Source organism: Enterobacter sp. 18A13 (assembly GCF_007035975.1).
GTDB classification, from domain to species: Bacteria; Pseudomonadota; Gammaproteobacteria; order Enterobacterales; family Enterobacteriaceae; genus Enterobacter; species Enterobacter vonholyi.
Genome location: NZ_AP019634.1, coordinates 254654 through 279377 on the forward strand (window position 1 = coordinate 254654; position 24724 = coordinate 279377).

Annotated in this window: 18 protein-coding genes and 1 rRNA gene; 14 read left to right on the forward strand and 5 right to left on the reverse strand. The window is 56.1% G+C overall.

What is annotated here, in order from left to right; all coding sequences use genetic code 11:
• Positions 1–56 precede the first annotated feature (56 nt).
• The 5 genes from rrf (at position 57) to aceK (ending at position 6321) form a co-directional block, all read left to right on the forward strand.
• Positions 57–172: ribosomal RNA gene (gene rrf / locus FOY93_RS01190) — 5S ribosomal RNA — on the forward strand.
• Between the two features lie 224 nt (positions 173–396).
• Positions 397–1326, forward strand: coding sequence for a homoserine O-acetyltransferase MetA (gene metA / locus FOY93_RS01195; RefSeq protein WP_143344512.1), 930 nt, complete (start codon positions 397–399; stop codon positions 1324–1326).
• Positions 1327–1596: 270 nt separating this feature from the next.
• Positions 1597–3198 carry a malate synthase A gene (gene aceB / locus FOY93_RS01200; protein WP_115876957.1) on the forward strand — a complete coding sequence of 534 codons (1602 nt, stop codon included), beginning with the start codon at positions 1597–1599 and terminating at the stop codon, positions 3196–3198.
• Between the two features lie 31 nt (positions 3199–3229).
• Entirely contained in the window at positions 3230–4534 is a 1305-nt protein-coding gene (gene aceA, locus FOY93_RS01205; protein WP_143344513.1) for an isocitrate lyase, read from the forward strand.
• Positions 4535–4584: 50 nt separating this feature from the next.
• Positions 4585–6321, forward strand: a complete 1737-nt coding sequence (aceK, locus tag FOY93_RS01210; RefSeq protein WP_136195987.1) for a bifunctional isocitrate dehydrogenase kinase/phosphatase — start codon at positions 4585–4587, stop codon at positions 6319–6321.
• Positions 6322–6358: 37 nt separating this feature from the next.
• On the opposite strand, the gene iclR is transcribed toward aceK, so the two are convergent.
• On the reverse strand, positions 6359–7186 hold the full coding sequence (iclR, locus tag FOY93_RS01220) for a glyoxylate bypass operon transcriptional repressor IclR (RefSeq protein WP_143344514.1): 828 nt from the start codon (positions 7184–7186) through the stop codon (positions 6359–6361).
• Between the two features lie 193 nt (positions 7187–7379).
• Between iclR and metH the strand changes: the two genes are divergently transcribed.
• The 4 genes from metH (at position 7380) to rluF (ending at position 14104) form a co-directional block, all read left to right on the forward strand.
• Positions 7380–11063: a methionine synthase gene (gene metH / locus FOY93_RS01225; protein ID WP_143344515.1), complete on the forward strand. Its 3684-nt coding sequence runs from the start codon at positions 7380–7382 to the stop codon at positions 11061–11063.
• Between the two features lie 116 nt (positions 11064–11179).
• Positions 11180–12811 (forward strand): Na/Pi cotransporter family protein, encoded by a 1632-nt coding sequence (locus FOY93_RS01230; RefSeq protein WP_111965810.1) that lies wholly within the window; start codon positions 11180–11182, stop codon positions 12809–12811.
• Positions 12812–12860: 49 nt separating this feature from the next.
• Complete coding sequence (locus tag FOY93_RS01235; RefSeq protein WP_127729223.1) at positions 12861–13064, forward strand: type II toxin-antitoxin system CcdA family antitoxin; 204 nt, start codon at positions 12861–12863, stop codon at positions 13062–13064.
• A 167-nt stretch (positions 13065–13231) separates the two neighbouring features.
• The gene (gene rluF / locus FOY93_RS01245) at positions 13232–14104 is read left to right on the forward strand and encodes a 23S rRNA pseudouridine(2604) synthase RluF (RefSeq protein ID WP_111965811.1); all 873 of its coding nucleotides are present in this window, start codon (positions 13232–13234) and stop codon (positions 14102–14104) included.
• On the opposite strand, the gene FOY93_RS01250 is transcribed toward rluF, so the two are convergent.
• The 3 genes from FOY93_RS01250 to rtcR form a co-directional block, all read right to left on the reverse strand.
• Complete coding sequence (locus FOY93_RS01250; RefSeq protein ID WP_023309994.1) at positions 14105–14377, reverse strand: YjbD family protein; 273 nt, start codon at positions 14375–14377, stop codon at positions 14105–14107.
• Positions 14378–14427: 50 nt separating this feature from the next.
• A complete protein-coding gene (gene panS / locus FOY93_RS01255) occupies positions 14428–15372 on the reverse strand; it encodes a ketopantoate/pantoate/pantothenate transporter PanS (protein ID WP_143344516.1) in 945 nt (314 codons plus the stop codon).
• 105 nt (positions 15373–15477) lie between these two features.
• Positions 15478–17052: an RNA repair transcriptional activator RtcR gene (gene rtcR / locus FOY93_RS01260; RefSeq protein WP_143344517.1), complete on the reverse strand. Its 1575-nt coding sequence runs from the start codon at positions 17050–17052 to the stop codon at positions 15478–15480.
• Between the two features lie 440 nt (positions 17053–17492).
• Here rtcR and FOY93_RS01265 point away from each other — a divergent pair, with 440 nt between their 5' ends.
• Genes FOY93_RS01265 through FOY93_RS01275 form a run of 3 tightly spaced genes read left to right on the forward strand, consistent with a single transcriptional unit; the run spans position 17493 to position 20644 of the window.
• Positions 17493–18620 carry a slipin family protein gene (locus FOY93_RS01265; RefSeq protein ID WP_133293567.1) on the forward strand — a complete coding sequence of 376 codons (1128 nt, stop codon included), beginning with the start codon at positions 17493–17495 and terminating at the stop codon, positions 18618–18620.
• Between the two features lie 4 nt (positions 18621–18624).
• Positions 18625–19851: an RtcB family protein gene (locus FOY93_RS01270; protein ID WP_143344518.1), complete on the forward strand. Its 1227-nt coding sequence runs from the start codon at positions 18625–18627 to the stop codon at positions 19849–19851.
• A 4-nt stretch (positions 19852–19855) separates the two neighbouring features.
• The gene (locus tag FOY93_RS01275) at positions 19856–20644 is read left to right on the forward strand and encodes a nucleotidyltransferase domain-containing protein (RefSeq protein ID WP_115876950.1); all 789 of its coding nucleotides are present in this window, start codon (positions 19856–19858) and stop codon (positions 20642–20644) included.
• 41 nt (positions 20645–20685) lie between these two features.
• On the opposite strand, the gene lysC is transcribed toward FOY93_RS01275, so the two are convergent.
• Positions 20686–22035 carry a lysine-sensitive aspartokinase 3 gene (gene lysC / locus FOY93_RS01280; protein ID WP_033144379.1) on the reverse strand — a complete coding sequence of 450 codons (1350 nt, stop codon included), beginning with the start codon at positions 22033–22035 and terminating at the stop codon, positions 20686–20688.
• A 374-nt stretch (positions 22036–22409) separates the two neighbouring features.
• On the opposite strand from lysC, the gene pgi reads away from it, so the two are divergent.
• Both pgi and yjbE read left to right on the forward strand, forming a co-directional pair.
• Entirely contained in the window at positions 22410–24059 is a 1650-nt protein-coding gene (gene pgi, locus FOY93_RS01285) for a glucose-6-phosphate isomerase (RefSeq protein ID WP_115876949.1), read from the forward strand.
• 367 nt (positions 24060–24426) lie between these two features.
• A complete protein-coding gene (gene yjbE / locus FOY93_RS01290) occupies positions 24427–24669 on the forward strand; it encodes an exopolysaccharide production protein YjbE (RefSeq protein WP_008503423.1) in 243 nt (80 codons plus the stop codon).
• Positions 24670–24724 lie beyond the last annotated feature (55 nt).

The following is a 24724-nucleotide window of genomic DNA, read 5'->3' on the forward strand; positions in this document are numbered from 1 at the left end:
TTGGCGAAGAGACAGAACAATCAAATTTCAGCCTGATACAGATTTAACAGAATTTGCCTGGCGGCTTTAGCGCGGTGGTCCCACCTGACCCCATGCCGAACTCAGAAGTGAAACGCCGTAGCGCCGATGGTAGTGTGGGGTCTCCCCATGTGAGAGTAGGGAACTGCCAGGCATCAAAATAGAAGAACCCCGTACCGAAAGGTGCGGGGTTTTTTGCTTTTGTTTTTCACCCTCTCCCTGTGGGAGAGAGACGGGGTGAGGGCATCAAACCGTACCATTCTCTCCTTGAAACTTTCTCACCTTCCGCTTGCAGACTCGACATTCAAACCGTTTCTGGGTATCGTTAGCTATCTGGATGTCTAAACGTTTATACGTATGCTGTGAGGATATAAAGCTATGCCGATTCGGGTGCAGGACGAGCTACCAGCCGTCAATTTCTTGCGTGAAGAAAATGTCTTTGTCATGACGACTACACGTGCGACAGGTCAGGAAATTCGCCCGCTGAAGGTGCTTATTCTCAATCTGATGCCAAAAAAGATCGAAACAGAAAACCAGTTCCTGCGTCTTCTGTCGAACTCCCCGCTGCAGGTCGATATTCAGCTGCTGCGAATCGATGCCCGTGAGTCACGTAACACGCCTTCCGAGCATCTGAACAACTTCTACTGTAACTTCGATGACATTCAGGGTGAAAATTTCGACGGACTGATTGTGACCGGCGCGCCGCTGGGCCTGGTGGAATTTAACGATGTCGCTTACTGGCCGCAGATCAAACAGGTTCTGGAGTGGGCAAAAGATCACGTCACGTCCACGCTGTTTGTCTGTTGGGCGGTACAAGCCGCACTGAATATTCTTTATGGCATCCCCAAGCAAACCCGCACTGAAAAGCTCTCCGGCGTATACGAACACCACATTCTCCATCCACATGCGTTGCTGACGCGTGGTTTCGATGATTCTTTCCTGGCCCCGCATTCTCGCTACGCCGATTTCCCGGCCCAGCTGATTCGTGATTACACCGATCTGGAGATTCTGGCCGAAACGGAAGATGGGGACGCTTACCTGTTTGCCAGTAAAGATAAGCGCATTGCCTTTGTGACCGGACATCCTGAGTACGATCCGCACACCCTTGCGGCAGAATATTTCCGTGATGTCGAAGCGGGTCTTAACCCGGATGTCCCGTACAACTATTTCCCGAAGGACGATCCACAAAACAAACCGAGAGCGACCTGGCGCAGCCACGGGAATTTGCTTTTTACTAACTGGCTCAACTATTACGTCTACCAGATCACACCATACGATCTGCGTCATATGAATCCAACGCTGGAGTAATCGTCTGCACTAAACGATCCTAAAGCGTTTCAGCTATTCAAATCAGGCACCTTCGGGTGTCTTTTTTATTTCCGAAATTTCACTCATCATTCTTTAAAACTTTAATTTAAATAAAATCAATCATTTAAATTCAATTTATAATTAAAATGGAAATTGTTTTTGATTTTAGAAGAAATAGAGATAGTCTTAATTCTGCTGAGCGAAAACTACCCAACGATCTTTCGTTCGCATCGGGAGCGTGATTTTGGATCTTTGATGAGGAGCAGAGTAATGACTCAACAGGCAACGACGGTCGATGAACTGGCCTTTACCCAGCCGTATGGTGAGCAAGAACAGCAGGTATTGACGGCAGAAGCGGTAGAATTTCTGACTGAACTGGTGACCCGCTTTACGCCGCAGCGTAATAAGCTGCTGGCGGCACGCATTCATCAGCAGCAGGAAATTGATAACGGCAAGTTGCCTGGTTTTATTTCGGAAACCGCTTCCATTCGCCGTGGCGAGTGGAAAATCCGCGGTATCCCTGAAGATTTACAGGATCGCCGCGTTGAGATCACCGGTCCGGTAGAGCGCAAAATGGTGATCAACGCCATGAACGCGAACGTTAAGGTCTTCATGGCCGATTTTGAAGATTCCCTGGCGCCGGACTGGCGTAAGGTCATCGAGGGGCAGATCAACCTGCGCGACGCCGTGAACGGCACCATCAGCTATACCAACGAAGCCGGTAAAATTTACCAGCTCAAACCGAACCCGGCGGTGCTGATCTGCCGCGTGCGCGGCCTGCACCTGCCTGAAAAACATGTCACCTGGCGTGGGGAAGCCATTCCGGGCAGCCTGTTTGATTTCGCGCTCTATTTCTTCCACAACTATAAAGCCCTGCTGGCGAAGGGCAGCGGCCCGTATTTCTATCTGCCTAAAACGCAGGCCTGGCAGGAAGCAGCCTGGTGGAGCGAGGTCTTCAGCTACGCGGAAGATCGTTTCAACCTGCCGCGCGGCACCATCAAAGCCACGCTGCTGATTGAAACGCTGCCTGCCGTATTCCAGATGAATGAAATTCTGCACGCCCTGCGTGACCACATTGTCGGTCTGAACTGCGGACGCTGGGACTATATTTTCAGCTACATCAAAACCCTAAAAAACTATCCCGATCGCGTACTGCCGGATCGCCAGGTCGTGACCATGGATAAACCGTTCCTGAGCGCCTACTCGCGTCTGCTGATCAAAACCTGCCACAAGCGCGGCGCCTTTGCGATGGGCGGCATGGCGGCTTTTATCCCGAGCAAAGACGCAGAGCGCAACAATCAGGTGCTCAACAAGGTGAAAGCCGATAAAGAGCTTGAAGCCCGTAACGGTCACGACGGCACGTGGATTGCGCATCCCGGCCTGGCCGATACGGCAATGGAGGTCTTCAACCGCGTCCTCGGTGACAACAAAAACCAGCTGTTTGTCACGCGTGAAGACGATGCCCCAACGGCTGAAGAACAGCTGCTGGCCCCGTGCGCGGGCGAACGGACGGAAGAGGGGATGCGGGCCAATATTCGCGTTGCGGTGCAGTACATCGAAGCGTGGATCTCCGGCAACGGCTGCGTACCGATCTACGGCCTGATGGAAGATGCCGCGACGGCGGAGATCTCACGTACCTCTATCTGGCAGTGGATCCACCATCAAAAAACGCTCAGCAACGGCAAGCCGGTGACCAAATCCCTGTTCCGCCAGATGCTGGCCGAAGAGATGCGGGTGATCCAGGACGAGCTGGGCGAACACCGCTTCAGCAGCGGACGCTTTGACGACGCCGCGCGCCTGATGGAGCAAATCACGACATCAGATGACTTAATCGACTTCCTGACCCTGCCGGGCTACCGCTTCCTGGCGTAATCCACCACATAACAATATGGAGCATCTGCACATGAAAACCCGTACCCAACAAATCGAAGAATTGAAGAAAGAGTGGACACAACCTCGCTGGGAAGGCATCCGCCGTCCTTACAGCGCTGAGGAAGTGGTGAAATTACGCGGCTCGGTCAATCCGGAATGCACGCTGGCGCAAAATGGCGCGGCGAAAATGTGGAAGCTGCTGCACGGTGGCTCTAAAAAAGGCTACATCAACAGCCTCGGCGCGCTGACCGGCGGTCAGGCGCTGCAGCAGGCGAAGGCCGGTATTGAGGCGATTTACCTCTCCGGCTGGCAGGTTGCGGCGGACGCCAACCTGGCCTCCAGCATGTACCCGGATCAGTCGCTCTATCCGGCTAACTCCGTGCCGGCGGTTGTGGATCGGATCAACAACACCTTCCGCCGTGCGGATCAGATCCAGTGGGCGGCGGGCATCGAACCCAACGATCCGCGCTTTATTGACTACTTCCTGCCGATCGTCGCGGATGCGGAAGCGGGCTTCGGCGGCGTGCTGAACGCCTTTGAGCTGATGAAATCGATGATTGAGGCCGGTGCAGCGGCCGTTCACTTCGAAGACCAGCTGGCGTCAGTGAAGAAGTGCGGACATATGGGCGGTAAGGTGCTGGTTCCCACACAGGAAGCGGTTCAGAAGCTGGTTGCCGCGCGTCTGGCTGCTGACGTGCTCGGCGTGCCGACGCTGGTCATTGCCCGTACCGATGCGGACGCGGCTGACCTGATCACCTCTGACTGCGATCCGTACGACAGCGAGTTCATCACCGGCGAGCGTACCAGTGAAGGTTTCTATCGTACCCACGCGGGTATCGAGCAGGCGATCAGCCGCGGTCTGGCGTACGCGCCGTACGCGGATCTGGTCTGGTGTGAAACGTCCACGCCGGATCTGGCGCTGGCAAAACGCTTTGCTGATGCTATTCATGCGAAGTACCCGGGCAAACTGCTGGCCTACAACTGCTCGCCGTCCTTCAACTGGCAGAAAAAGCTGGATGACAAAACGATCGCCAGCTTCCAGCAGCAGCTGTCCGACATGGGCTACAAATACCAGTTCATTACTCTGGCAGGCATCCACAGCATGTGGTTCAACATGTTCGACCTGGCGCACGCCTATGCGCAGGGTGAGGGCATGAAGCACTACGTTGAGAAGGTGCAGCAGCCGGAATTTGCGGCGGGCAAAGATGGTTATACCTTCGTCTCTCACCAGCAGGAAGTGGGAACCGGCTACTTCGATAACGTGACCACGATCATTCAGGGCGGCACCTCCTCCGTCACCGCCTTGACGGGTTCAACGGAAGAAGCACAGTTCTAATCTTTCCCCCTCTCCCCCCTGGGGAGAGGGCTGGTGGTGAGGGGGAATATATGTCGCGTGGCCTGGAATTACTGATTGCCCAAACTATTTTGCAGGGCTTCGATGCCCAGTATGGTCGTTTTCTTGAAGTGACCTCCGGCGCGCAGCAGCGCTTCGAACATGCAGACTGGCATGCGGTTCAGCAGGCCATGAAGCAGCGTATCCATCTCTACGATCACCACGTGGGTCTGGTGGTGGAGCAGCTGCGCTGTATTACCGACGGTAAAAGTCCGGACGCGGAATTTTTACTGCGCGTGAAGGAGCACTACACCCATCTGTTACCCGACTACCCGCGCTTCGAGATTGCGGAGAGCTTTTTCAACTCCGTCTATTGCCGGTTATTTGACCACCGCTCATTATCTCCTGAGCGGTTATTTATCTTCAGCTCCCAGCCCGAGCGGCGCTTTCGTACCATTCCGCGTCCGCTGGCGAAAGATTTCTTTCCCGATCGCGGATGGGAAAAGCTCCTGCACCGCGTGCTAACGGATTTGCCGCTGCGCCTGCCCTGGGAGAATAAAACCCGGGATATTGGTTATATCCACGCGCATCTCAACGAAACCTTCGGCGCGGAGTTGCTCAGCCACAGCCATTTGCAGGTTGCCAACGAGCTTTTCTACCGCAATAAAGCCGCCTGGCTGGTGGGTAAACTGGTTACCCCTACGGCCATTGTGCCGTTTCTGCTGCCCATTCACCGCACCGACGGTGGGGAACTGTTTGTCGATACCTGTCTGACCACCGGCGCCGAGGCCAGCATCGTGTTTGGCTTCGCACGCTCCTATTTTATGGTCTATGCACCGTTACCTGCCGCGCTGGTGGAGTGGCTGCGCGAGATCCTGCCGGGCAAAACCACCGCCGAGCTGTATATGGCCATCGGTTGCCAGAAGCACGCTAAAACGGAAAGCTACCGGGAGTACCTGCGCTATGTCACCACGGCCGATGAGCAGTTTATCGAAGCGCCCGGCATTCGCGGCATGGTGATGCTGGTGTTTACGCTGCCGGGTTTCGACCGGGTATTTAAGGTGATCAAAGACAGATTCGCGCCGCAGAAAGAGATGACCGCCGCGCACGTCCGCGCCTGCTACCAGCTGGTTAAGGAACACGATCGCGTCGGTCGCATGGCGGATACCCAGGAATTCGAAAACTTTGTGCTGGATAAACAGCAGATCGACCCGGCGCTCATGGCGCTGTTAATGCAGGAAGCTCCCGCGAAAATCACCGATCTGGGTGATAAAATCGTGATTAGCCATCTCTATATTGAACGCCGTATGGTGCCGCTGAATATCTGGCTGGAGCAGTCCGAAGGTCAGGCTTTAAGAGATGCGATTGAAGAGTACGGCAACGCGATTCGCCAGCTTGCCGCCGCCAATATCTTCCCGGGCGATATGCTGTTCAAAAACTTCGGCGTTACCCGTCACGGGCGGGTGGTGTTCTACGATTACGACGAAATTTGCTACATGACTGAAGTGAATTTCCGCGATATCCCACCGCCCCGCTACCCGGAAGATGAGCTTTCCAGCGAGCCGTGGTACAGCGTCTCGCCGGGCGATGTTTTTCCCGAAGAGTTTCGCCACTGGCTGTGCGCCGACCCGCGCATCGGGCCGCTATTCGAAGAGATGCATGACGATCTGTTCCGCGCCAGCTACTGGCGCGGGCTGCAAACGCGGATCAAAAATGGGCACGTGGAAGATGTGTATGCATATCGGCGCAAGCAGCGGTTTTGCATCAGGTTTTCAGAGGGCATCATGTAGGCCGGGTATGGCGAAGCCGCCACCCGGCAATGCATGCTTAACGAATCCCACCGTACGCCAGCGTCACCTCTTTCGCCGCCTTAATTACCAGCGCGCCCAGCTCGGTAACCCGGTCATCGGTCATGCGCGAAATCGGTCCGGAGATGGAGATGGCGGCAAACGGCTCGCGGTGCTCGTCAAAAATACAGGCTGCGATACAGCGCAGGCCGAGGGCGTGCTCCTCGTCGTCAAACGAATAGCCGCGCTTGCGGGTCAGGGCCAGATCTTCTTTCAGATGGACGGGTGACACCAGCGTGGCGTGGGTATAGGCGTGCAGCCCTTTACGGTGCAGCAGCCCCGTCACCTGCTCCTCGCTCAGCTGCGAGAGAAATGCCTTTCCCGCGCCGGAGGCGTGCATCGGCAGCTTGCCGCCAATCGGCGCGGACATGCGCATCAGCTGCGTGCACTGCACCTGGTCGATGATAATCGCCTGATGGTCGCTCTGGTCCAGCACCGCCAGGTTTACGGTCTCGCCGGAGTCCTCCATCAACTTGCGCAGAATCGGGTGAACAATCGCCAGCAGGTTGCGGCTCTGCAGGAAGCTGCTGCCAACAATAAATGCATGCGCGCCCACCGCCCAGTGCCCCAGCTCGCCCACCTGGCGGACAAAGCCCAGCTGCTGCATGGTGGTCAGAAGACGGTGCGTCGTGGAGTTCGGCAGGCCAGCCTGCTGGGCAAGCTCCGTCAGGGCCACGCTGCTGTGCGACTCGGCTATCCACTCCAGCAGCTTCAAACCGCGCGTGAGCGATTGAACCTGTCCGACCTGTTGTGCGGTGGTGGCAGCAGCAGGTTTTCTGCCGCGTTTAGCGGGAACGGTCGCGACCATGACGATCTCCTTTTTCTGTATCGTGGAAATCATTTTCGTTTTATTTGGTGAATTTGCAACCGTTCTCCTGACTGATCGGAGGAGTGATGGTGAACATGTCTCATGTTACCGCTGAGCGGCTTTTCCACCCTGCGAGATTGTGCCAGTATGGAACGCAGCCTTTTGGCCTTGTTGAGCGTTGTCGGGAGCAAGTGTGAGCAGCAAAGTAGAGCAACTGCGTGCGCAGTTAAATGAACGAATTCTGGTGCTGGACGGCGGCATGGGCACCATGATCCAGGGGTATCGTCTGAGTGAAGGCGATTTCCGCGGCGAACGCTTTGCCGACTGGCCCTGCGACCTGAAAGGGAACAACGACCTGCTGGTGCTCAGCAAGCCGTCCGTCATTAAGGATATCCACAACGCCTACTTCGAAGCGGGTGCGGATATCGTTGAAACCAACACCTTTAACTCGACAACCATCGCCATGGCGGATTACCAGATGGAATCCCTGTCGGCGGAAATCAACCTGGAAGCCGCGAAGCTGGCGCGCGCCTGCGCCGACGAGTGGACGGCCCGCACGCCGGACAAGCCTCGCTACGTTGCCGGGGTGCTTGGCCCAACCAACCGCACCGCGTCGATTTCACCGGACGTCAACGACCCGGCGTTTCGTAATATCACCTTTGACCAGCTGGTTGCTGCCTACCGTGAATCGACCAAAGCGCTGGTGGAAGGCGGTTCCGATCTGATCCTGATTGAAACGGTATTCGACACCCTCAACGCCAAGGCCGCGATTTACGCGGTAAAAGAGGAGTTTGAGGCGCTGGGCGTTGACCTGCCGATCATGATTTCCGGTACCATCACCGACGCTTCCGGGCGCACTCTGTCCGGCCAGACCACCGAAGCGTTTTATAACTCCCTGCGTCACGCCGACGCGCTCTCCTTCGGCCTGAACTGCGCGCTGGGGCCGGATGAACTGCGCCAGTACGTGCAGGAGCTTTCGCGCATTGCGGAATGCTACGTCACCGCCCACCCGAACGCCGGTCTGCCGAACGCCTTCGGCGAATACGATCTTGATGCCGATACCATGGCGGCGCAAATCCGCGAGTGGGCCGAGTCTGGGTTTCTGAACATCGTCGGCGGCTGCTGCGGCACCACGCCTGAACATATCGCTGCTATGAGCAACGCCGTGGCGGGGCTGCCGCCGCGCAAGCTGCCCGAGCTTCCGGTTGCCTGTCGTCTCTCCGGCCTTGAGCCGTTGACCATCGGCGAAGACAGCCTGTTTGTGAACGTGGGCGAGCGTACGAACGTTACCGGTTCCGCGAAGTTCAAACGCCTGATCAAAGAAGAGAAGTACAGCGAAGCGCTGGACGTCGCGCGTCAGCAGGTGGAAAACGGCGCGCAGATTATTGATATCAACATGGATGAGGGGATGCTCGACGCCGAAGCGGCGATGGTGCGTTTCCTCAACCTGATTGCCGGTGAGCCGGACATCGCCCGCGTGCCGATCATGATCGACTCCTCCAAATGGGACGTGATCGAGAAGGGGCTGAAGTGCATTCAGGGTAAAGGCATCGTCAACTCCATCTCGATGAAAGAGGGCGTGGAGATCTTTATCCACCACGCGAAAATGGTGCGCCGCTACGGTGCCGCCGTGGTGGTGATGGCCTTTGACGAAGTGGGCCAGGCCGATACCCGCGCGCGTAAAATTGAGATTTGCCGCCGCGCGTACAAAATACTGACCGAAGAGGTGGGCTTCCCGCCGGAAGACATCATCTTTGACCCGAACATCTTCGCCGTGGCGACCGGTATCGAAGAGCACAATAACTACGCCCAGGACTTTATCGGCGCGTGCGAGGACATTAAGCGCGAGCTGCCGCATGCGCTGATCTCCGGCGGCGTGTCGAACGTGTCGTTCTCGTTCCGCGGTAACGACCCGGTGCGCGAAGCGATCCACGCCGTGTTCCTCTACTACGCCATCCGTAACGGGATGGACATGGGGATCGTCAACGCCGGCCAGCTGGCGATTTACGACGACCTGCCCGCAGAGCTGCGCGACGCGGTAGAAGACGTAATTCTTAACCGTCGCGACGACGCCACCGAGCGCATGCTGGACCTGGCGGAAAAATACCGCGGCAGCAAATCGGATGAATCTGCCAACGTTCAGCAGGCCGAGTGGCGCGCCTGGGACGTGAAAAAGCGTCTGGAATATTCGCTGGTAAAAGGCATCACCGAGTTTATCGAGCAGGATACCGAAGAGGCGCGTCAGCAGTCAGCCCGCCCGATCGAGGTGATCGAAGGGCCGCTGATGGACGGCATGAACGTGGTAGGCGATCTGTTCGGTGAGGGCAAAATGTTCCTGCCGCAGGTGGTGAAATCTGCCCGCGTGATGAAGCAGGCCGTGGCGTACCTGGAGCCGTTTATCGAGGCCAGCAAAGAGAAAGGCTCCAGCAACGGCAAAATGGTCATTGCCACCGTCAAGGGCGACGTGCACGACATCGGCAAGAACATTGTCGGTGTGGTGCTGCAGTGCAATAACTACGAGATTATCGACCTTGGCGTCATGGTCCCGGCGGATAAAATCCTCAAGACCGCGCGCGAAGTGAATGCCGACCTGATTGGCCTCTCCGGGCTGATCACCCCGTCGCTGGACGAGATGGTTAACGTGGCGAAGGAGATGGAGCGCCAGGGCTTCACCATTCCTCTGCTGATTGGTGGGGCGACCACCTCCAAAGCGCACACGGCGGTGAAAATCGAGCAGAACTACAGCGGCCCGACGGTGTACGTGCAAAACGCCTCGCGCACGGTGGGCGTGGTCTCCGCACTGCTCTCTGACACCCAGCGCGACGAGTTTGTTGAGCGCACCCGCAAAGAGTACGAAACCGTTCGCATCCAGCACGGGCGCAAGAAACCGCGCACCCCGCCAGTTTCACTCCAGGCGGCGCGCGATAACGATCTGGCGTTTGACTGGTCGAGCTATACGCCGCCGGTCGCGCATCGACTGGGCGTTCAGGAGGTCAGCGCCAGCATAGAAACGCTGCGCAACTACATCGACTGGACGCCGTTCTTTATGACCTGGTCGCTGGCGGGCAAATATCCGCGCATCCTGGAAGATGAGGTCGTAGGTGAAGAAGCGAAACGCCTGTTTAAAGATGCCAACGATATGCTCGACACGCTGAGTGCTGAGAAAACCCTCAATCCGCGCGGCGTGGTGGGGCTGCTCCCGGCCAACCGCGTGGGAGACGACATCGAAATTTATCGCGATGAAACCCGCACCCACGTGCTGGCGGTCAGCCGCCATCTGCGTCAGCAAACCGAGAAAGTGGGCTTTGCCAACTACTGCCTGGCCGATTTTGTCGCGCCGAAGCTGAGCGGTAAAGCCGACTATATCGGCGCCTTTGCGGTGACCGGCGGTCTGGAAGAAGATGCGCTGGCGGACGCATTCGAAGCGCAGCACGACGATTACAATAAAATCATGGTGAAAGCGATAGCCGACCGCCTGGCGGAAGCCTTCGCCGAGTACCTGCACGAGCGCGTGCGCAAGGTGCACTGGGGCTACGCGGCGAACGAAAACCTCAGCAACGAGGAGCTGATCCGCGAAAACTACCAGGGTATTCGTCCGGCACCGGGATATCCGGCCTGTCCGGAACACACCGAAAAGGGCACTATCTGGCAACTGCTGGACGTCGAAGCCCATACCGGAATGAAGCTCACCGAGTCGTTCGCCATGTGGCCGGGTGCGTCCGTCTCCGGCTGGTACTTCAGCCACCCGGACAGCAAGTACTTTGCCGTGGCGCAGCTGCAGCGCGATCAGATTGAAGATTACGCCCTGCGCAAAGGCATGAGCGTATCAGAAGTCGAGCGCTGGCTGGCACCCAATTTAGGCTACGACGCAGACTAACGTCATTTTTCCTTACAACAAACAGGGCACCTCAAGGGTGCCTTGTCTCTTTCTTACGCTTAAACCCTTATACTGAACCTATGGAAAACGAATAACGATAAGGAGGAAAACCTTTCGTGCTGACCTTGTTACACCTGCTTTCTGCAGTCGCACTGCTCGTATGGGGCACCCATATCGTTCGTACCGGCGTGATGCGCGTCTTTGGCGCGCGCTTGCGTACCGTTCTCAGCAGCAGCGTTGAGAAGAAGCCGCTCGCCTTCTGCGCGGGTATTGGCGTAACGGCACTGGTGCAGAGCAGTAACGCCACAACCCTGCTTGTCACCTCCTTTGTGGCGCAGGATCTGGTGGCGCTGGCTCCGGCGCTGGTCATTGTGCTGGGGGCCGACGTGGGGACCGCGCTGATGGCGCGTATCCTGACCTTCGATCTCTCCTGGCTGTCGCCGCTGCTGATTTTTGTCGGCGTCATCTTCTTCCTCGGCCGCAAACAGACGCGCGCCGGCCAGCTTGGACGCGTGGGCATTGGCCTGGGGCTGATTCTGCTGGCGCTGGAGCTGATTGTGCAGGCGGTCACCCCTATTACCGAGGCCAACGGCGTTCAGGTCATCTTCGCTTCCCTGACCGGGGACATCATGCTCGACGCGCTGATTGGCGCGGTGTTTGCCATCGTCAGCTACTCCAGCCTGGCCGCCGTGCTGCTGACGGCCACGCTTACTGCCGCCGGGGCGATCTCCTTCCCGGTGGCGCTGTGTCTGGTGATAGGTGCCAACCTCGGCTCTGGCCTGCTGGCGATGCTCAATAACAGCGCGGCCAACGCTGCCGCCCGCCGCGTGGCGCTCGGTAGCCTGCTGTTTAAGCTGGTGGGCAGCCTGATTATCCTGCCCTTTATCCATCCGCTGGCGAACCTGATGGACAACCTCCCGCTGCCGAAGGCGGAGCTGGTGATCTACTTCCACGTGTTCTACAACCTGGTGCGCTGCCTGGCGATGGTGCCTTTTGCCGGGCCGATGGCCCGCTTCTGCGAACGTCTCATTCAGGACGAACCGGAGCTGGATGCGCGCCTGAAGCCGAAGCACCTGGATACGTCCGCGCTGGATACCCCGGCACTGGCGCTGGCGAATGCCGCGCGCGAGACGCTGCGCATGGGCGACGCGATGGAAACCATGCTCGAAGGCCTGCAAAAGGTGATGCACGGCGAGCCGCGAGAGGAGAAAGAGCTGCGCAGACTGGCGGACGATATCAACGTGCTCTATACCGCCATTAAGCTTTACCTGGCGCGCATGCCGCAGGACGAACTGGCGGAAGAGGAGTCCCGCCGCTGGGCGGAAATCATTGAGATGTCGCTTAACCTTGAGCAGGCCTCCGATATTGTTGAGCGCATGGGCAGCGAGATAGCCGATAAATCGCTGGCCGCACGCCGGGCGTTCTCCGTTGAAGGCTTAAAAGAGCTTGAAGCGCTGCACGAACAGCTGGTCAGCAACCTCAAGCTGGCGATGCTGGTCTTCTTTTCCAGCGACGTGCCGAGCGCGCGCCGCCTGCGCCGCAACAAGCATCGTTTCCGTATCCTGAACCGCCGCTATTCGCACGCCCACGTTGAGCGTCTTCACCAGCAGAACGTGCAGAGCATCGAAACCAGCTCGCTTCATCTGGGGCTGCTGGGGGATATGAAGCGTCTCAACTCGTTGTTCTGCGCGGTGGCCTACAGCGTGATGGAACAGCCGGATGAAGATGACGAGCGGGATGAGTATTAATCTCTGAAAGCGCCTCGCAAAACTTTTTTGCGAGGCGTGACACCTTATCATGCGCCATTTACACACTACACTTCGCCAATTCATGCGCATTCCGATGGGGGGCTCATGCGCACTACTCATGGCTGCACTGCAGGAGCAGTTTCGTGCGCATCAGCGCGCAGAGTGGTTAGCAGAAAATAAAGTTTCTATCGAGGCCATTAACCAGTGGGTTGATGAAAACGGCTCCTTTAGTGACTTTCAGAGGTCATTCTGATGGATCAATAGGCAGGCATATCGCCAAAAGAGTTAGGCGAGCGTGTCGCCGATCTTACGCAAAACAGTGCTTCATTGCGGGATGCACTCGATTTTTTGATCAACGGTTACTAACACTTTTTTGTCAGCCGCAAGGTAAGGTATATTTCGCCCTTCACAGGAGAAACTATGCTGCCAACTCAATCAACCCGATTAAACAAATACATTAGCGAGAGCGGAATCTGCTCACGTCGCGAGGCTGACCGTTACATTGAACAAGGTAACGTGTTTCTTAACGGCAAACGCGCCACCATCGGCGACCAGGTGGTCCCTGGCGATGTGGTTAAAGTGAATGGTCAGGTCATCGAACCGCGTGATGCTGAAGACCTGGTGTTTATCGCGTTGAACAAACCGGTTGGGATTGTCAGCACCACGGAAGACGGCGAGCGGGACAACATCGTTGATTTCGTGAACCACAGCAGCCGTATCTTCCCGATCGGCCGTCTGGATAAAGACTCTCAGGGGCTGATTTTCCTCACCAACCACGGCGATCTGGTCAACAAGATCCTGCGTGCCGGTAACGATCACGAAAAAGAGTACATTGTGACGGTGAATAAGCCGGTCACGGACGACTTTATTCGCGGCATGGGCGCCGGTGTGCCGATCCTCGGTACCGTCACGAAAAAGTGTAAGGTGAAGAAAGAAGCGCCGTTCGCGTTCCGCATTACCCTGGTGCAGGGCTTAAACCGCCAGATCCGCCGCATGTGCGAGTACTTCGGTTATGAAGTGACGAAGCTGGAGCGCACGCGCATCATGAACGTTAGCCTGTCCGGCATCCCGCTGGGTGAGTGGCGCGACTTAACGGACGACGAGCTGATCGAGCTGTTCAAGCTTATCGAGAACTCCTCGTCCGAAGCGAAGCCGAAGGCCAAAGCAAAACCGAAAGCTCAGGCGATTAAGCGCCCGGTCGTGAAGGCGCCGCAGGCGGAAGAGAAAGGGCGAGGCAAGCCGGGCAACGGAAAACGCTTTACCCAGCCGGGGCGTAAAAAGAAAGGGCGCTGATTAGCGCCTTCCACGGGTTGATGTGGTGGCGGACCAGGAAAAGGTCGCTTCTGCATCAGGTTTATAAGCCTGCTCTTTTTTCAGCTTGCGGGCCTTTTTCGCCGCGGCGTCACGTTGCGCCATCAGCTTATCGATGTACTCTTTTTTCACCTGATTGGTTTCGGCGTTCGTCAGCGTGCGGCCATGTGCGATACGAGCGCGGTCGAGAAGCGTTTTCAGCTCGCGCTGCTCGGCTTCCGTCATGTCTTTCTGGGTCAAACGTGGTGTAGCCATTGCTGAAGCCTCCTGATGTGGAGGCTTCAGTGTAAAGCAAGCAGCGTAAATTAACCCTGCTTCACCGCATCTTTTTTCGTTTGTTCATCAATCGGTTTGCCGGACCAGTAGCCCGCCAGCAGAGAGCCGGAGAGATTGTGCCAGACGGAGAACAGCGCACCCGGCAGGGCCGCCAGCGGCGAGAAGTAGATTTTACCGAGCGCCGCCGCCAGGCCGGAGTTCTGCATCCCTACCTCGATTGCCAGCGTGCGGCAGGTCGATTCGTCGAAGCCAAACAGTTTCCCGCCCCAGTAGCCGCCCAGCAGGCCGATGGTGTTATGCAGCACAACCGCGACGATCACCACAAAGCCTACGGAAGCAATGTGCGAGGCGGAGCCCGCCACCACGGCGCTGATGATGGCCAGAATGCAGATCATCGAAAACGCGGGCAGATACGGCTCAACGGCCTTCACCACGCGAGGGAACAGGTGGTGAATGACCAGCCCAAGCGCAATCGGGATCACCACGATTTGCAGAATGCTCAGCAGCATCCCCATCACGTCCACCTGAATATGCGCATCCACGTACAGGCGGGTTAACAGCGGCGTGGCAATCACGCCCACCAGCGTGGAGACGGACGAGATAGTGACGGAGAGCGCCACGTCGCCTTTCGCCAGATAGATCATGACGTTGGACGCCGTGCCGCTGGCCACGCTGCCCACCAGCACCATCCCGGCGGAGAGATCGGGCGGCATCTTAAAAGCCATCGCCAGCAGCCACGCCGCGAGCGGCATCACCAGGTAGTGCAGAAATATCCCTGCCGCGACGGGCGCAGGGCGAGACAGCACGCGCTTAAAATCGTCTACTTTCAGATGCACACCCATACCGAACATGATCAGCATCAGCAGCGTGGCGACCCACGGACCAATACCGGTGAACGTGGTGGGCGTGTAATACGCGAGTACGGAGAGCAGCAGCGCCCATAACGGGAACAGCCGCGTAATAGCGGATAACATAATGATTTCCTTGCGATGAATGTTGCGTGTGTTTGTTATAAAAAGCCGGGATCGAGCCCGGCTATAGTTATTGTTTATCGCGTAAGGAAGTAATATTCAAATGAATTATGACCGGATGCTTTCCCAGCTCAGACTAAAGCGAGCCAGATATTTACGCAGTCGGTCGGCGTCGTTAGGATTGGCTTTTTTGAGCCGTGAAACGGCAAACAGCTCACGTCCGGCTTCAGACAACGATGCGCTGCGGCGACATACCTCCAGCACCGTTTCCAGTTGCCGCTGGTCAAAGAGGTCAATCTCCATGTCAGTTGCAGGCTGCGTCACGTCAGTTTGCCAGTCGGTCTGAAGACGTGAGATCTCCTCCAGCACCAGATCCTGAGTAATACGCCCTCGTTCCGCCAGCGTCGCCATGCGTGCGACGCTGGCGCTCAGTTCGCGAAAGTTGCCCCGCCACAGCGCTCTGCTGGAACAGGCAAAGGCCAGATAGCCTTCGCGTGCCTCTTTATCGAAGCGGATTTGCGTCTGGCTTGCGCGAGAGAAACGTTGAAGTTCGTAGTCAACATTCGGCGTGATGTCTTCTTTCCGTTGGGCAAGGCCGGGTAATGCAAAGCTCCACATATTAATACGGGCATAGAGATCTTCACGAAAACGTCCTTCTGCCACCCACTGGCGCATATCACGGTGGGTTCCGGCGATAAGTTGAAAATCGCTGTGAACTTCTTTATCGGAGCCAAACGGGAAAAAAGTTTTCTCTTCAATGGCTTTGAGCAGCATCGCCTGTTCATCCAGGCCTAGTTCGGCAATCTCGTCGAGGAAAAGGACACCGCCATCGGCTTCACGCAGCAGGCCGCTGCGCGCCGACAGTGCGCCGGTAAAGGCCCCTTTCACATGGCCGAACAGCGTGGACATGGCGTTATCACCGCGCAGGGTCGCGCAGTTGACGGAAACCAGTTTGCCGGAAACCTGATGGCGTGACTGCTTAAGCTGATAAATGCGGTTCGCGAGGAACGACTTGCCCGCGCCGGTGGGGCCGGTCAGCAGGATCGGGGCTGTTGAACGTAGCGCCACGCGTTCAATCTTGTCGATCAGACTGTTAAAGGTGGCATTTCGCGTCTCAATACCCGCTTTCAGAAATGAGATTGACTGCTGCTGCTCGCGCTGAAAACGGTTGGTAAGGGTCGTGTAGCGGCTTAAATCCAGGTCGATAATTGAGTAAGTTCCGGCTGCAGTCTCCTCAGCAGAGGCTTCTTTTCTGGCAGGGCCAGTCTGCAAAAGGCTGGCGGGAAGATAGCGGGCTTCCGTCAGCAGGAACCAGCAGATCTGCGCCACATGCGTGCCGGTGGTGATGTGGACGAAATACTCTTCGCGATCGGTATCAAAAGTGTACTGGGTGGCGAAATCGAGAAACGCGGCATAAACCTCTTCGAAATCCCACGGGTCTTCAATGATTACCGTGCTGGGACGCACCTCGGTGTGGGGGGAAACCAGCACAATATCTTCCGCCAGTTGCTGAGCCATGCCGAGATCTCGCGGTTGATGTAGCAGCTCCAGCCTGTCGACCGGGAAATCCGGCTGTTGGCACAGCCCGACGGTCGGTCGCCATTTGCGAAAGCGATTAGCCCGCTTTCCCCGTTTATCCATCACGGTGCCAAGCACCCCGATCACCACCTTCCGCTTCTTCATGTTTATCCAGAAAGATAATTGTCGATATAGCAGGATAAGAAATGTTGAGCCGAACGGCAATGCATGAAAAGCGCGATAAATAAAAATCATTAATTATCAATAAAATAAAAAAATAAAACAGCGATTTTTGTTTTTGGCACGCTTCTGGCAATAAAGATAACGTCACGACGTTGAGCACACTGGGGTTAAGGCCCCGTCGGCGCACCAGGAACGGCAAGGCTGTTTTCCGGGGGCGTTCCGTCAACCAATGACAGATAGAAGGGTTCGATTCCCGATTCATTCTCCCAATGAAAACTGGTTGTAAACATCAAAGTAAAAACGGGTATTGCGCAGTCAGTAATCCCAATGAAGGTCGCCGGTAATGGCGCCGGATCGCAGGCGAAAAGGCATTCCCCTGTGATTTCGTGCCTGCACCCGCGCCTGACTTTAAGGAATATAAAATGGCTAAAAAAATCACGATAAAAAAAGGTCAGTTAGGACTGGTAGCAAAAGCTGGCGATTATTACCGGGTACTGGAGGCGGGTGAACACCGTCTGGGTTGGTTCAATACTGACGACGTGCTGGTGGTGAGCCAGGATGGCAGCGAGGTGCCGGGTGCGCTGGCGGATTATCTGCGCCGCTTTCAGCCTGACTGGGTGGTACGTTACTGCCTGGCGGTTGACCTTACTGCAGATGAAATCGGGGTGTTATCGAACAACGGCGTATTGCAGGAAATTGTGCCGCCTTCGACTCGTCGTCTGTACTGGCAGCAGGATGCGGCGTTGAGCCTGCAAAGAATCGATACCCGCGACGTGCGGGTGCCGGTGGACGTGATGAATGCTGCTCTGCAACCGCGTCGTAATGGCGCGCTAAAGGGGCGCGACGCGATGCTGGTCGTACAGGTACCTGCCTGGCACGTCGGGGTGGTGAAAATCGACGGAGAAATTCAGGCACTGTTACCGCCGGGACTGACGGCTTACTGGAAAATTAACCATCTGGTTGAGGCAGAGGTAGTGGATACGCGCCTTCAGGTGGTGGAAGTGAGCGGGCAGGAGATCCTGACGAAGGACAAAGTTAACCTGCGCCTGAACCTGGCGGCTAACTGGCGCTACAGCGACGTGCTGCAGGCCTGCGGACAGCTTACGAAACCGCTGGAACATTTGTACCGCGAACTCCAGTTCGCACTGCGTGAGGCGGTCGGCACCCGCACGCTCGATGAGTTACTGGAAGATAAGCAGATCATTGATGAGGTGGTCAGCAAACAGGTGCAAGGCCGCCTGTCATCCTTTGGAATGGAAATTGCGTCGCTTGGGGTAAAAGATATTGTTTTACCTGGTGATATGAAAACAATTTTATCCCGTCTGGTAGAGGCCGAAAAATCGGCCCAGGCGAATGTTATTCGCCGACGTGAAGAAACGGCGGCGACACGATCGCTGTTAAACACCGCAAAGGTGATGGAGAACAACCCGGTGGCGCTGCGTTTAAAAGAGCTGGAAACCCTGGAAAGGGTCGCGGAGCGTATCGACAAAATTTCAGTATTTGGTGGCCTGGACCAGGTATTACACGGCCTTGTTAACCTGAAAGGATAACGCAATGCAACAGAATGATTTTGAATTACTGACGGCGTCAAACGGCGCCCCGATCAAAATGTGGACTCACGGCGTTCCCGTGGAGCCAGAGGCACAGGCGCAGTTACTGAATACTGCAAAGATGCCGTTTATTTTCAAACACCTTGCGGTGATGCCCGACGTTCATCTCGGTAAAGGCTCAACCATCGGCAGCGTGATTCCGACCAAAGGGGCAATTATTCCTGCGGCGGTTGGCGTGGATATTGGCTGCGGGATGATTGCCGTTCGCACGTCGCTGGTGGCCGGTGATTTGCCGGATAATCTCAGCGGTTTACGTAGCGCCATTGAACAGGCAGTACCGCATGGGAGAACCAATACGCGTTCTCGACGGGATAAAGGCGCGTGGGAAACGCCACCGAAAGAAGTGGACGATCGCTGGTTGGTGTTGGCCCCACGTTTTAAACAACTCACGGATAAATACCCGCAGTTGCGGAAAACCAACAACTACCAGCATCTGGGCACGCTGGGTACCGGAAACCACTTTATTGAAATTTGCCTCGATGAGCAGCAGCGCGTCTGGGTGATGTTGCACAGCGGCTCGCGCGGCGTAGGAAACGCCATCGGTAATTTGTTTATCGCCCTGGCACAGCAGGATATGCAGCATCACCTGGGACATCTGCCGGATAAAAATCTGGCCTATTTTCAGGAGGGGAGTCGTCACTATGAGGACTACATTGAGGCGGTGGAGTGGGCGCAGGATTTTGCCCGCCACAATCGGGAAGTGATGATGTCGCGCGTGCTGGCGGCGCTCTCTCGCGAAGTGACAAAGCCCTTTATTACGCAGCAGGAGGCGGTTAACTGCCATCACAACTATGTGCAGAAAGAGCATCACTTTGGGGAAGAGGTACTGATCACGCGCAAAGGTGCGGTGTCGGCGCAGAAAGGGCAGATGGGGATTATTCCGGGCTCAATGGGCGCAAAGAGCTTCATCGTGCGTGGCCTCGGCAACGAGCAAAGCTTCTGTTCCTGCAGCCACGGCGCCGGGCGAGTGATGAGCCGAACGGCGGCAAAAAAACGCTATACCCTTAGCGACCATATTCAGGCGACCTCTCACGTAGAGTGTCGCAAAGACAATGAGGTGATCGATGAAACGCCGATGGCCTATAAAGACATTGACGCCGTGATGGCCGCGCAATCGTCGCTGGTGGAGATCGTTCACACCCTGCGTCAGGTAGTGTGTGTAAAAGGATAAAAAAATGAGCAACAACGATGTTGATAGCGCGATGCGCGCACGTGTCTGCGCGCAACTTCGCGATATAGAGCAGCGCTATAACGTGCGCGTGCTCTACGCCTGTGAATCGGGCAGCCGGGGATGGGGATTTGCCTCACCGGATAGCGATTATGATGTGCGGTTTTTGTACGTTCACCACCCAGAATGGTATCTGCGCGTCGAATCCCAGCGGGATGTGATCGAGCTGCCGATAGATGATGAACTGGACGTTTGTGGCTGGGAATGGCGCAAGGCACTGGGCCTGCTGAAGGGGGCAAACCCGACGCTTATCGAGTGGCTGGATTCCCCTGTTGTTTATCAGGAGGATGAGACGGTAGTGGCCGAGTTGCGTGCGCTGATACCTGCGTGGTTTTCGCCATTGCGCGCCCGCTGGCATTATTACTCAATGGCCCGAAAAAACTTCCGTGGATATTTACAGGGGGAAACGGTTCGGCTGAAAAAGTACTTTTATGTTCTGCGACCTTTGCTGGCGGCGCGGTGGGTAGAAGCGGGGAAAGGCGTTCCACCGATGCGTTTTGCCGAACTGCTTGCCGGGAGCGAACTGTGTGCGCCGTTACGTGCGGAAATCGATGCATTGCTGGAAATAAAACAGCGCGCAGGTGAAGCGGAATATGGTCCTAAACGGCCCTTACTCCACGCTTTTTTGCAAAGTGAGCTGGTGAGAGGAGAAGTGCCGCCGGTACTACCCGACAGCAGAGAAGGAAATTTAAAAGATCTGGATTCGCTGCTGATGAGAACAGTAATGAAAAGCTAAAGAATGGCCCGGTAGTGAAAACGCCCGGGCCACTCTTGCGCTTATTCAAACAAATTCTGATGAAGTTTCTGCACGACCTGCTCGGCCTGATCGGCTGGCACCAGGAAGCAGAGGTTATAGCTGGACGCACCGTAGCAAATCATGCGGATGTTGAACGGGTCGAGCACGCCAAATACCTCTTTGCCCACGCCGCAGGCGCGCGACAGCTTGTTGCCAATGATGGCAACCAGCGCCAGGTCTTCTTCCACTTCCACGCGGCACAGCTCAGACAGCTCAATCAGCAGCGACTGCGTCAGCAGGGTGTCACCCGTTGAGGTTGAACCGGTGGTGTCCAGCGTCAGCGCAATGCTCACTTCCGAGGTGGTGATCAGATCCACGGAGATGTTGTGGCGTGCCAGAATGCCAAACACTTCCGCCAGGAAACCGCGGGAGTGCAGCATATTGTGGCTGTGCAGGGTGACCAGCGTCTGGCGACGGCGCAGGGCCAGGGCGCGGAACAGCGGCGGGTTTTCCGTTTTCTTGCAGACCAGCGTCCCGCCCGCTTTCGGATCTTTACTGGAGCCGACAAAGACCGGAATATCGCTGCGTACGGCTGGCAGCAGCGTGGCCGGGTGCAGCACTTTCGCGCCGAAGGTGGCCATTTCCGCCGCTTCTTCAAACGCGATCACATCAATACGTTTCGCCGCAGAAACGACGCGCGGGTCGGTGGTGTAAATACCCGGAACGTCAGTCCAGATATCCACGCGCGTGGCATGCAGGGCCTCGCCCAGCAGCGCGGCGGTGTAGTCGCTGCCGCCACGGCCAAGCGTGGTGGTGCGGCCCTTCGCTTCACTGCCGATAAAGCCCTGGGTGATCACGATGCCGTCTGCCAGACGCGGGGCCAACTGCTGATTGGTCAGCTCGGCCAGTGCTTCAACGTCTGGCTCGGCGCGGCCAAAGCGGTCGCTGGTGCGCATCACTTTACGCACGTCAAACCACTGCGCCTGAACGTTACGCTCGCGCATGATTTCAACAAACAGCAGGGTGGACATCAGCTCACCGTGGCTGACCAGCTCGTCGGTCAGGGCGGTGGAGGTTGCCAGAGAAGCCGCTTCTGCCAGGGTGGTGATATTTTCCAGCAGACGTTCCACTTCCTCGCGGATGACGTTAGGGTTCTGCAGACGTTCAAGAATGTCGAACTGAATTTTGCGCAGTGCATCCAGCTTCACGAAACGTTCTGTCGCTTCCAGTCCTTCAGACAGAGAAACCAGCAGGTTCGTCACGCCGGCTGATGCAGACAGCACCACCAGGCGGGTATTCGGATCGGCCAGCACCACATCGGCGCTGCGGTTCATGGCATCGTAATCGGCCACACTGGTGCCGCCAAACTTGGCGACCACAAAACTCGTCATAACAACCTCGTGTCAGGGAATGAATAAGCGACCTTGGCACAAGAGTGAAACGAAAACAGGTGCAGGCGCAAAATACGGCCCTATAAATAAAATGCGGGGGAGGTCCTGTCAATGCTGGGATTATGCGGATTTTTTATGGGGGGGTACCCCTGAGAAACAGGACTTATAACAGGGCCAGATTTTATGCTCCGTTTTAGGGCATTTTGACCGACATTTCTCCGCTCCGGGAGGGCGCTTCAGCAGCTATACTTTTCGGGTCTTTTCACCTGTGTTTGATGCAGGCCAGGGCAATGGCATAAAAACCATCACAATTTTTATTTGCAGGCGCTACAATCGACCGCAGTCACAATTCTCAAATCAGAAGAGTATTGCTAATGAAAAACATCAACCCAACGCAGACCGCTGCCTGGCAGGCACTCCAGAAACATTATGATGAAATGAAAGACGTCACCATCGCGGATCTTTTCGCGAAAGATGCCGATCGTTTCAACAAGTTCTCCGCGACCTTCGACGACCTGATGCTGGTGGATTTCTCCAAAAACCGCATTACCGAAGAGACGCTGGCAAAACTGCAGGATCTGGCGAAAGAGACTGAGCTTGCAGACGCCATCAAATCCATGTTCTCCGGCGAGAAGATCAACCGCACCGAAGACCGTGCCGTGCTGCACGTGGCCCTGCGTAACCGTAGCAATACGCCAATCATCGTTGACGGCAAAGACGTCATGCCGGAAGTGAACGCGGTGCTGGAAAAGATGAAAGCGTTCTCCGAAGCGATTATCTCCGGTAGCTGGAAAGGCTACACCGGCAAACCGATCACCGACGTGGTTAACATCGGTATCGGCGGTTCTGACCTCGGCCCGTTCATGGTGACCGAAGCGCTGCGTCCGTATAAAAACCACCTCAATATGCACTTTGTGTCTAACGTCGATGGTACCCACATCGCCGAAGTGCTGAAGAACGTGAACCCGGAAACTACCCTGTTCCTGGTTGCGTCCAAAACCTTCACCACTCAGGAAACCATGACCAACGCCCACAGCGCGCGCGACTGGTTCCTGAAAACCGCTGGCGACAACAAGCACGTGGCGAAACACTTCGCGGCGCTTTCTACCAACGGTAAAGCCGTCAGCGAGTTCGGTATCGACACCGCGAACATGTTCGAGTTCTGGGACTGGGTTGGTGGCCGCTACTCCCTGTGGTCTGCGATTGGCCTGTCCATCATCCTGTCCGTGGGCTTCGACAACTTCGTCGAGCTGCTCTCCGGCGCGCACGCGATGGACAAACACTTCTCCACTACCGCGCCTGAGAAAAACCTGCCGGTACTGCTGGCGCTGATCGGGATCTGGTACAACAACTTCTTCGGCGCTGAAACCGAAGCGATCCTGCCGTACGACCAGTATATGCACCGCTTTGCGGCTTACTTCCAGCAGGGCAACATGGAATCCAACGGTAAGTACGTTGACCGTAACGGCAACGCGGTGGACTACCAGACTGGCCCAATTATCTGGGGCGAGCCGGGCACTAACGGTCAGCATGCTTTCTACCAGCTGATTCACCAGGGCACCAAAATGGTACCGTGCGATTTCATCGCTCCGGCTATCACCCATAACCCGCTGTCCGACCACCATCCGAAGCTGCTGTCCAACTTCTTCGCCCAGACCGAAGCGCTGGCGTTCGGTAAATCCCGCGAGGTGGTTGAGCAGGAATACCGTGACCAGGGTAAAGATCCTGCCACGCTGGAGCACGTGGTACCGTTCAAAGTGTTTGAAGGCAACCGTCCAACCAACTCCATCCTGCTGCGCGAAATCACGCCGTTCAGCCTGGGCGCGCTGATTGCCCTGTACGAGCACAAAATCTTCACGCAGGGCGCGATCCTGAACATCTTCACCTTTGACCAGTGGGGCGTTGAGCTGGGCAAACAGCTGGCAAACCGTATTCTGCCAGAGCTGGGTGACGATAAAGCGATTACCAGCCATGATAGCTCGACAAATGGTTTGATCAACCGTTATAAAGCATGGCGTGCGTAATTAAAACGACATGAAAACGTGCCGGCTTAATGCCGGCATTTTTTTATCGGATAATTCCTGATGTCTGTTAGTTAACTCAAATTCTGGATCTGAGTTTAATCCGAAAAAGACGCTTAACCCGTTAATTGCTGCGGTTTATTTTAAGAAAATACGCAGAAATCAGATAATGTAAATATATTATAAGTATTTGTTTTGTATTTCTTTTGTATTTTTTGGATTTGTCCTTCATTTCCATTTTAACCATTATTCCGAAAACCCGCTCCCTATTTCCCCTTACGGCAAACCCACGGCATGAGTTGTGTATACTCGATTCCGCCTGAAATTCTTTTCGGGCAAATCTCCATTCATTCATTGAAGGGAAATTGTTATGAAGAAAGTACTGTATGGCATTTTTGCCATATCTGCGCTTGCGGCGACATCTGTTTATGCAGCTCCGGTTCAGGTCGGGGAAGCGGCAGGGTCGGCTGCGACGTCTGCGTCTGCGGGAAGTTCTACCGCAGCCAGCGCCAGCACCGTAAGTTCAGCCGTGGGTGTCGCGCTGGCGGCAACCGGTGGCGGTGATGGCTCCAACACCGGAACCACGACCACCACGACAACCAGCACCCAGTAATAGCGGGTGTTTTAATCATAACCACACTTCGGTGTGGTTATTTCGCCCCTTCGGA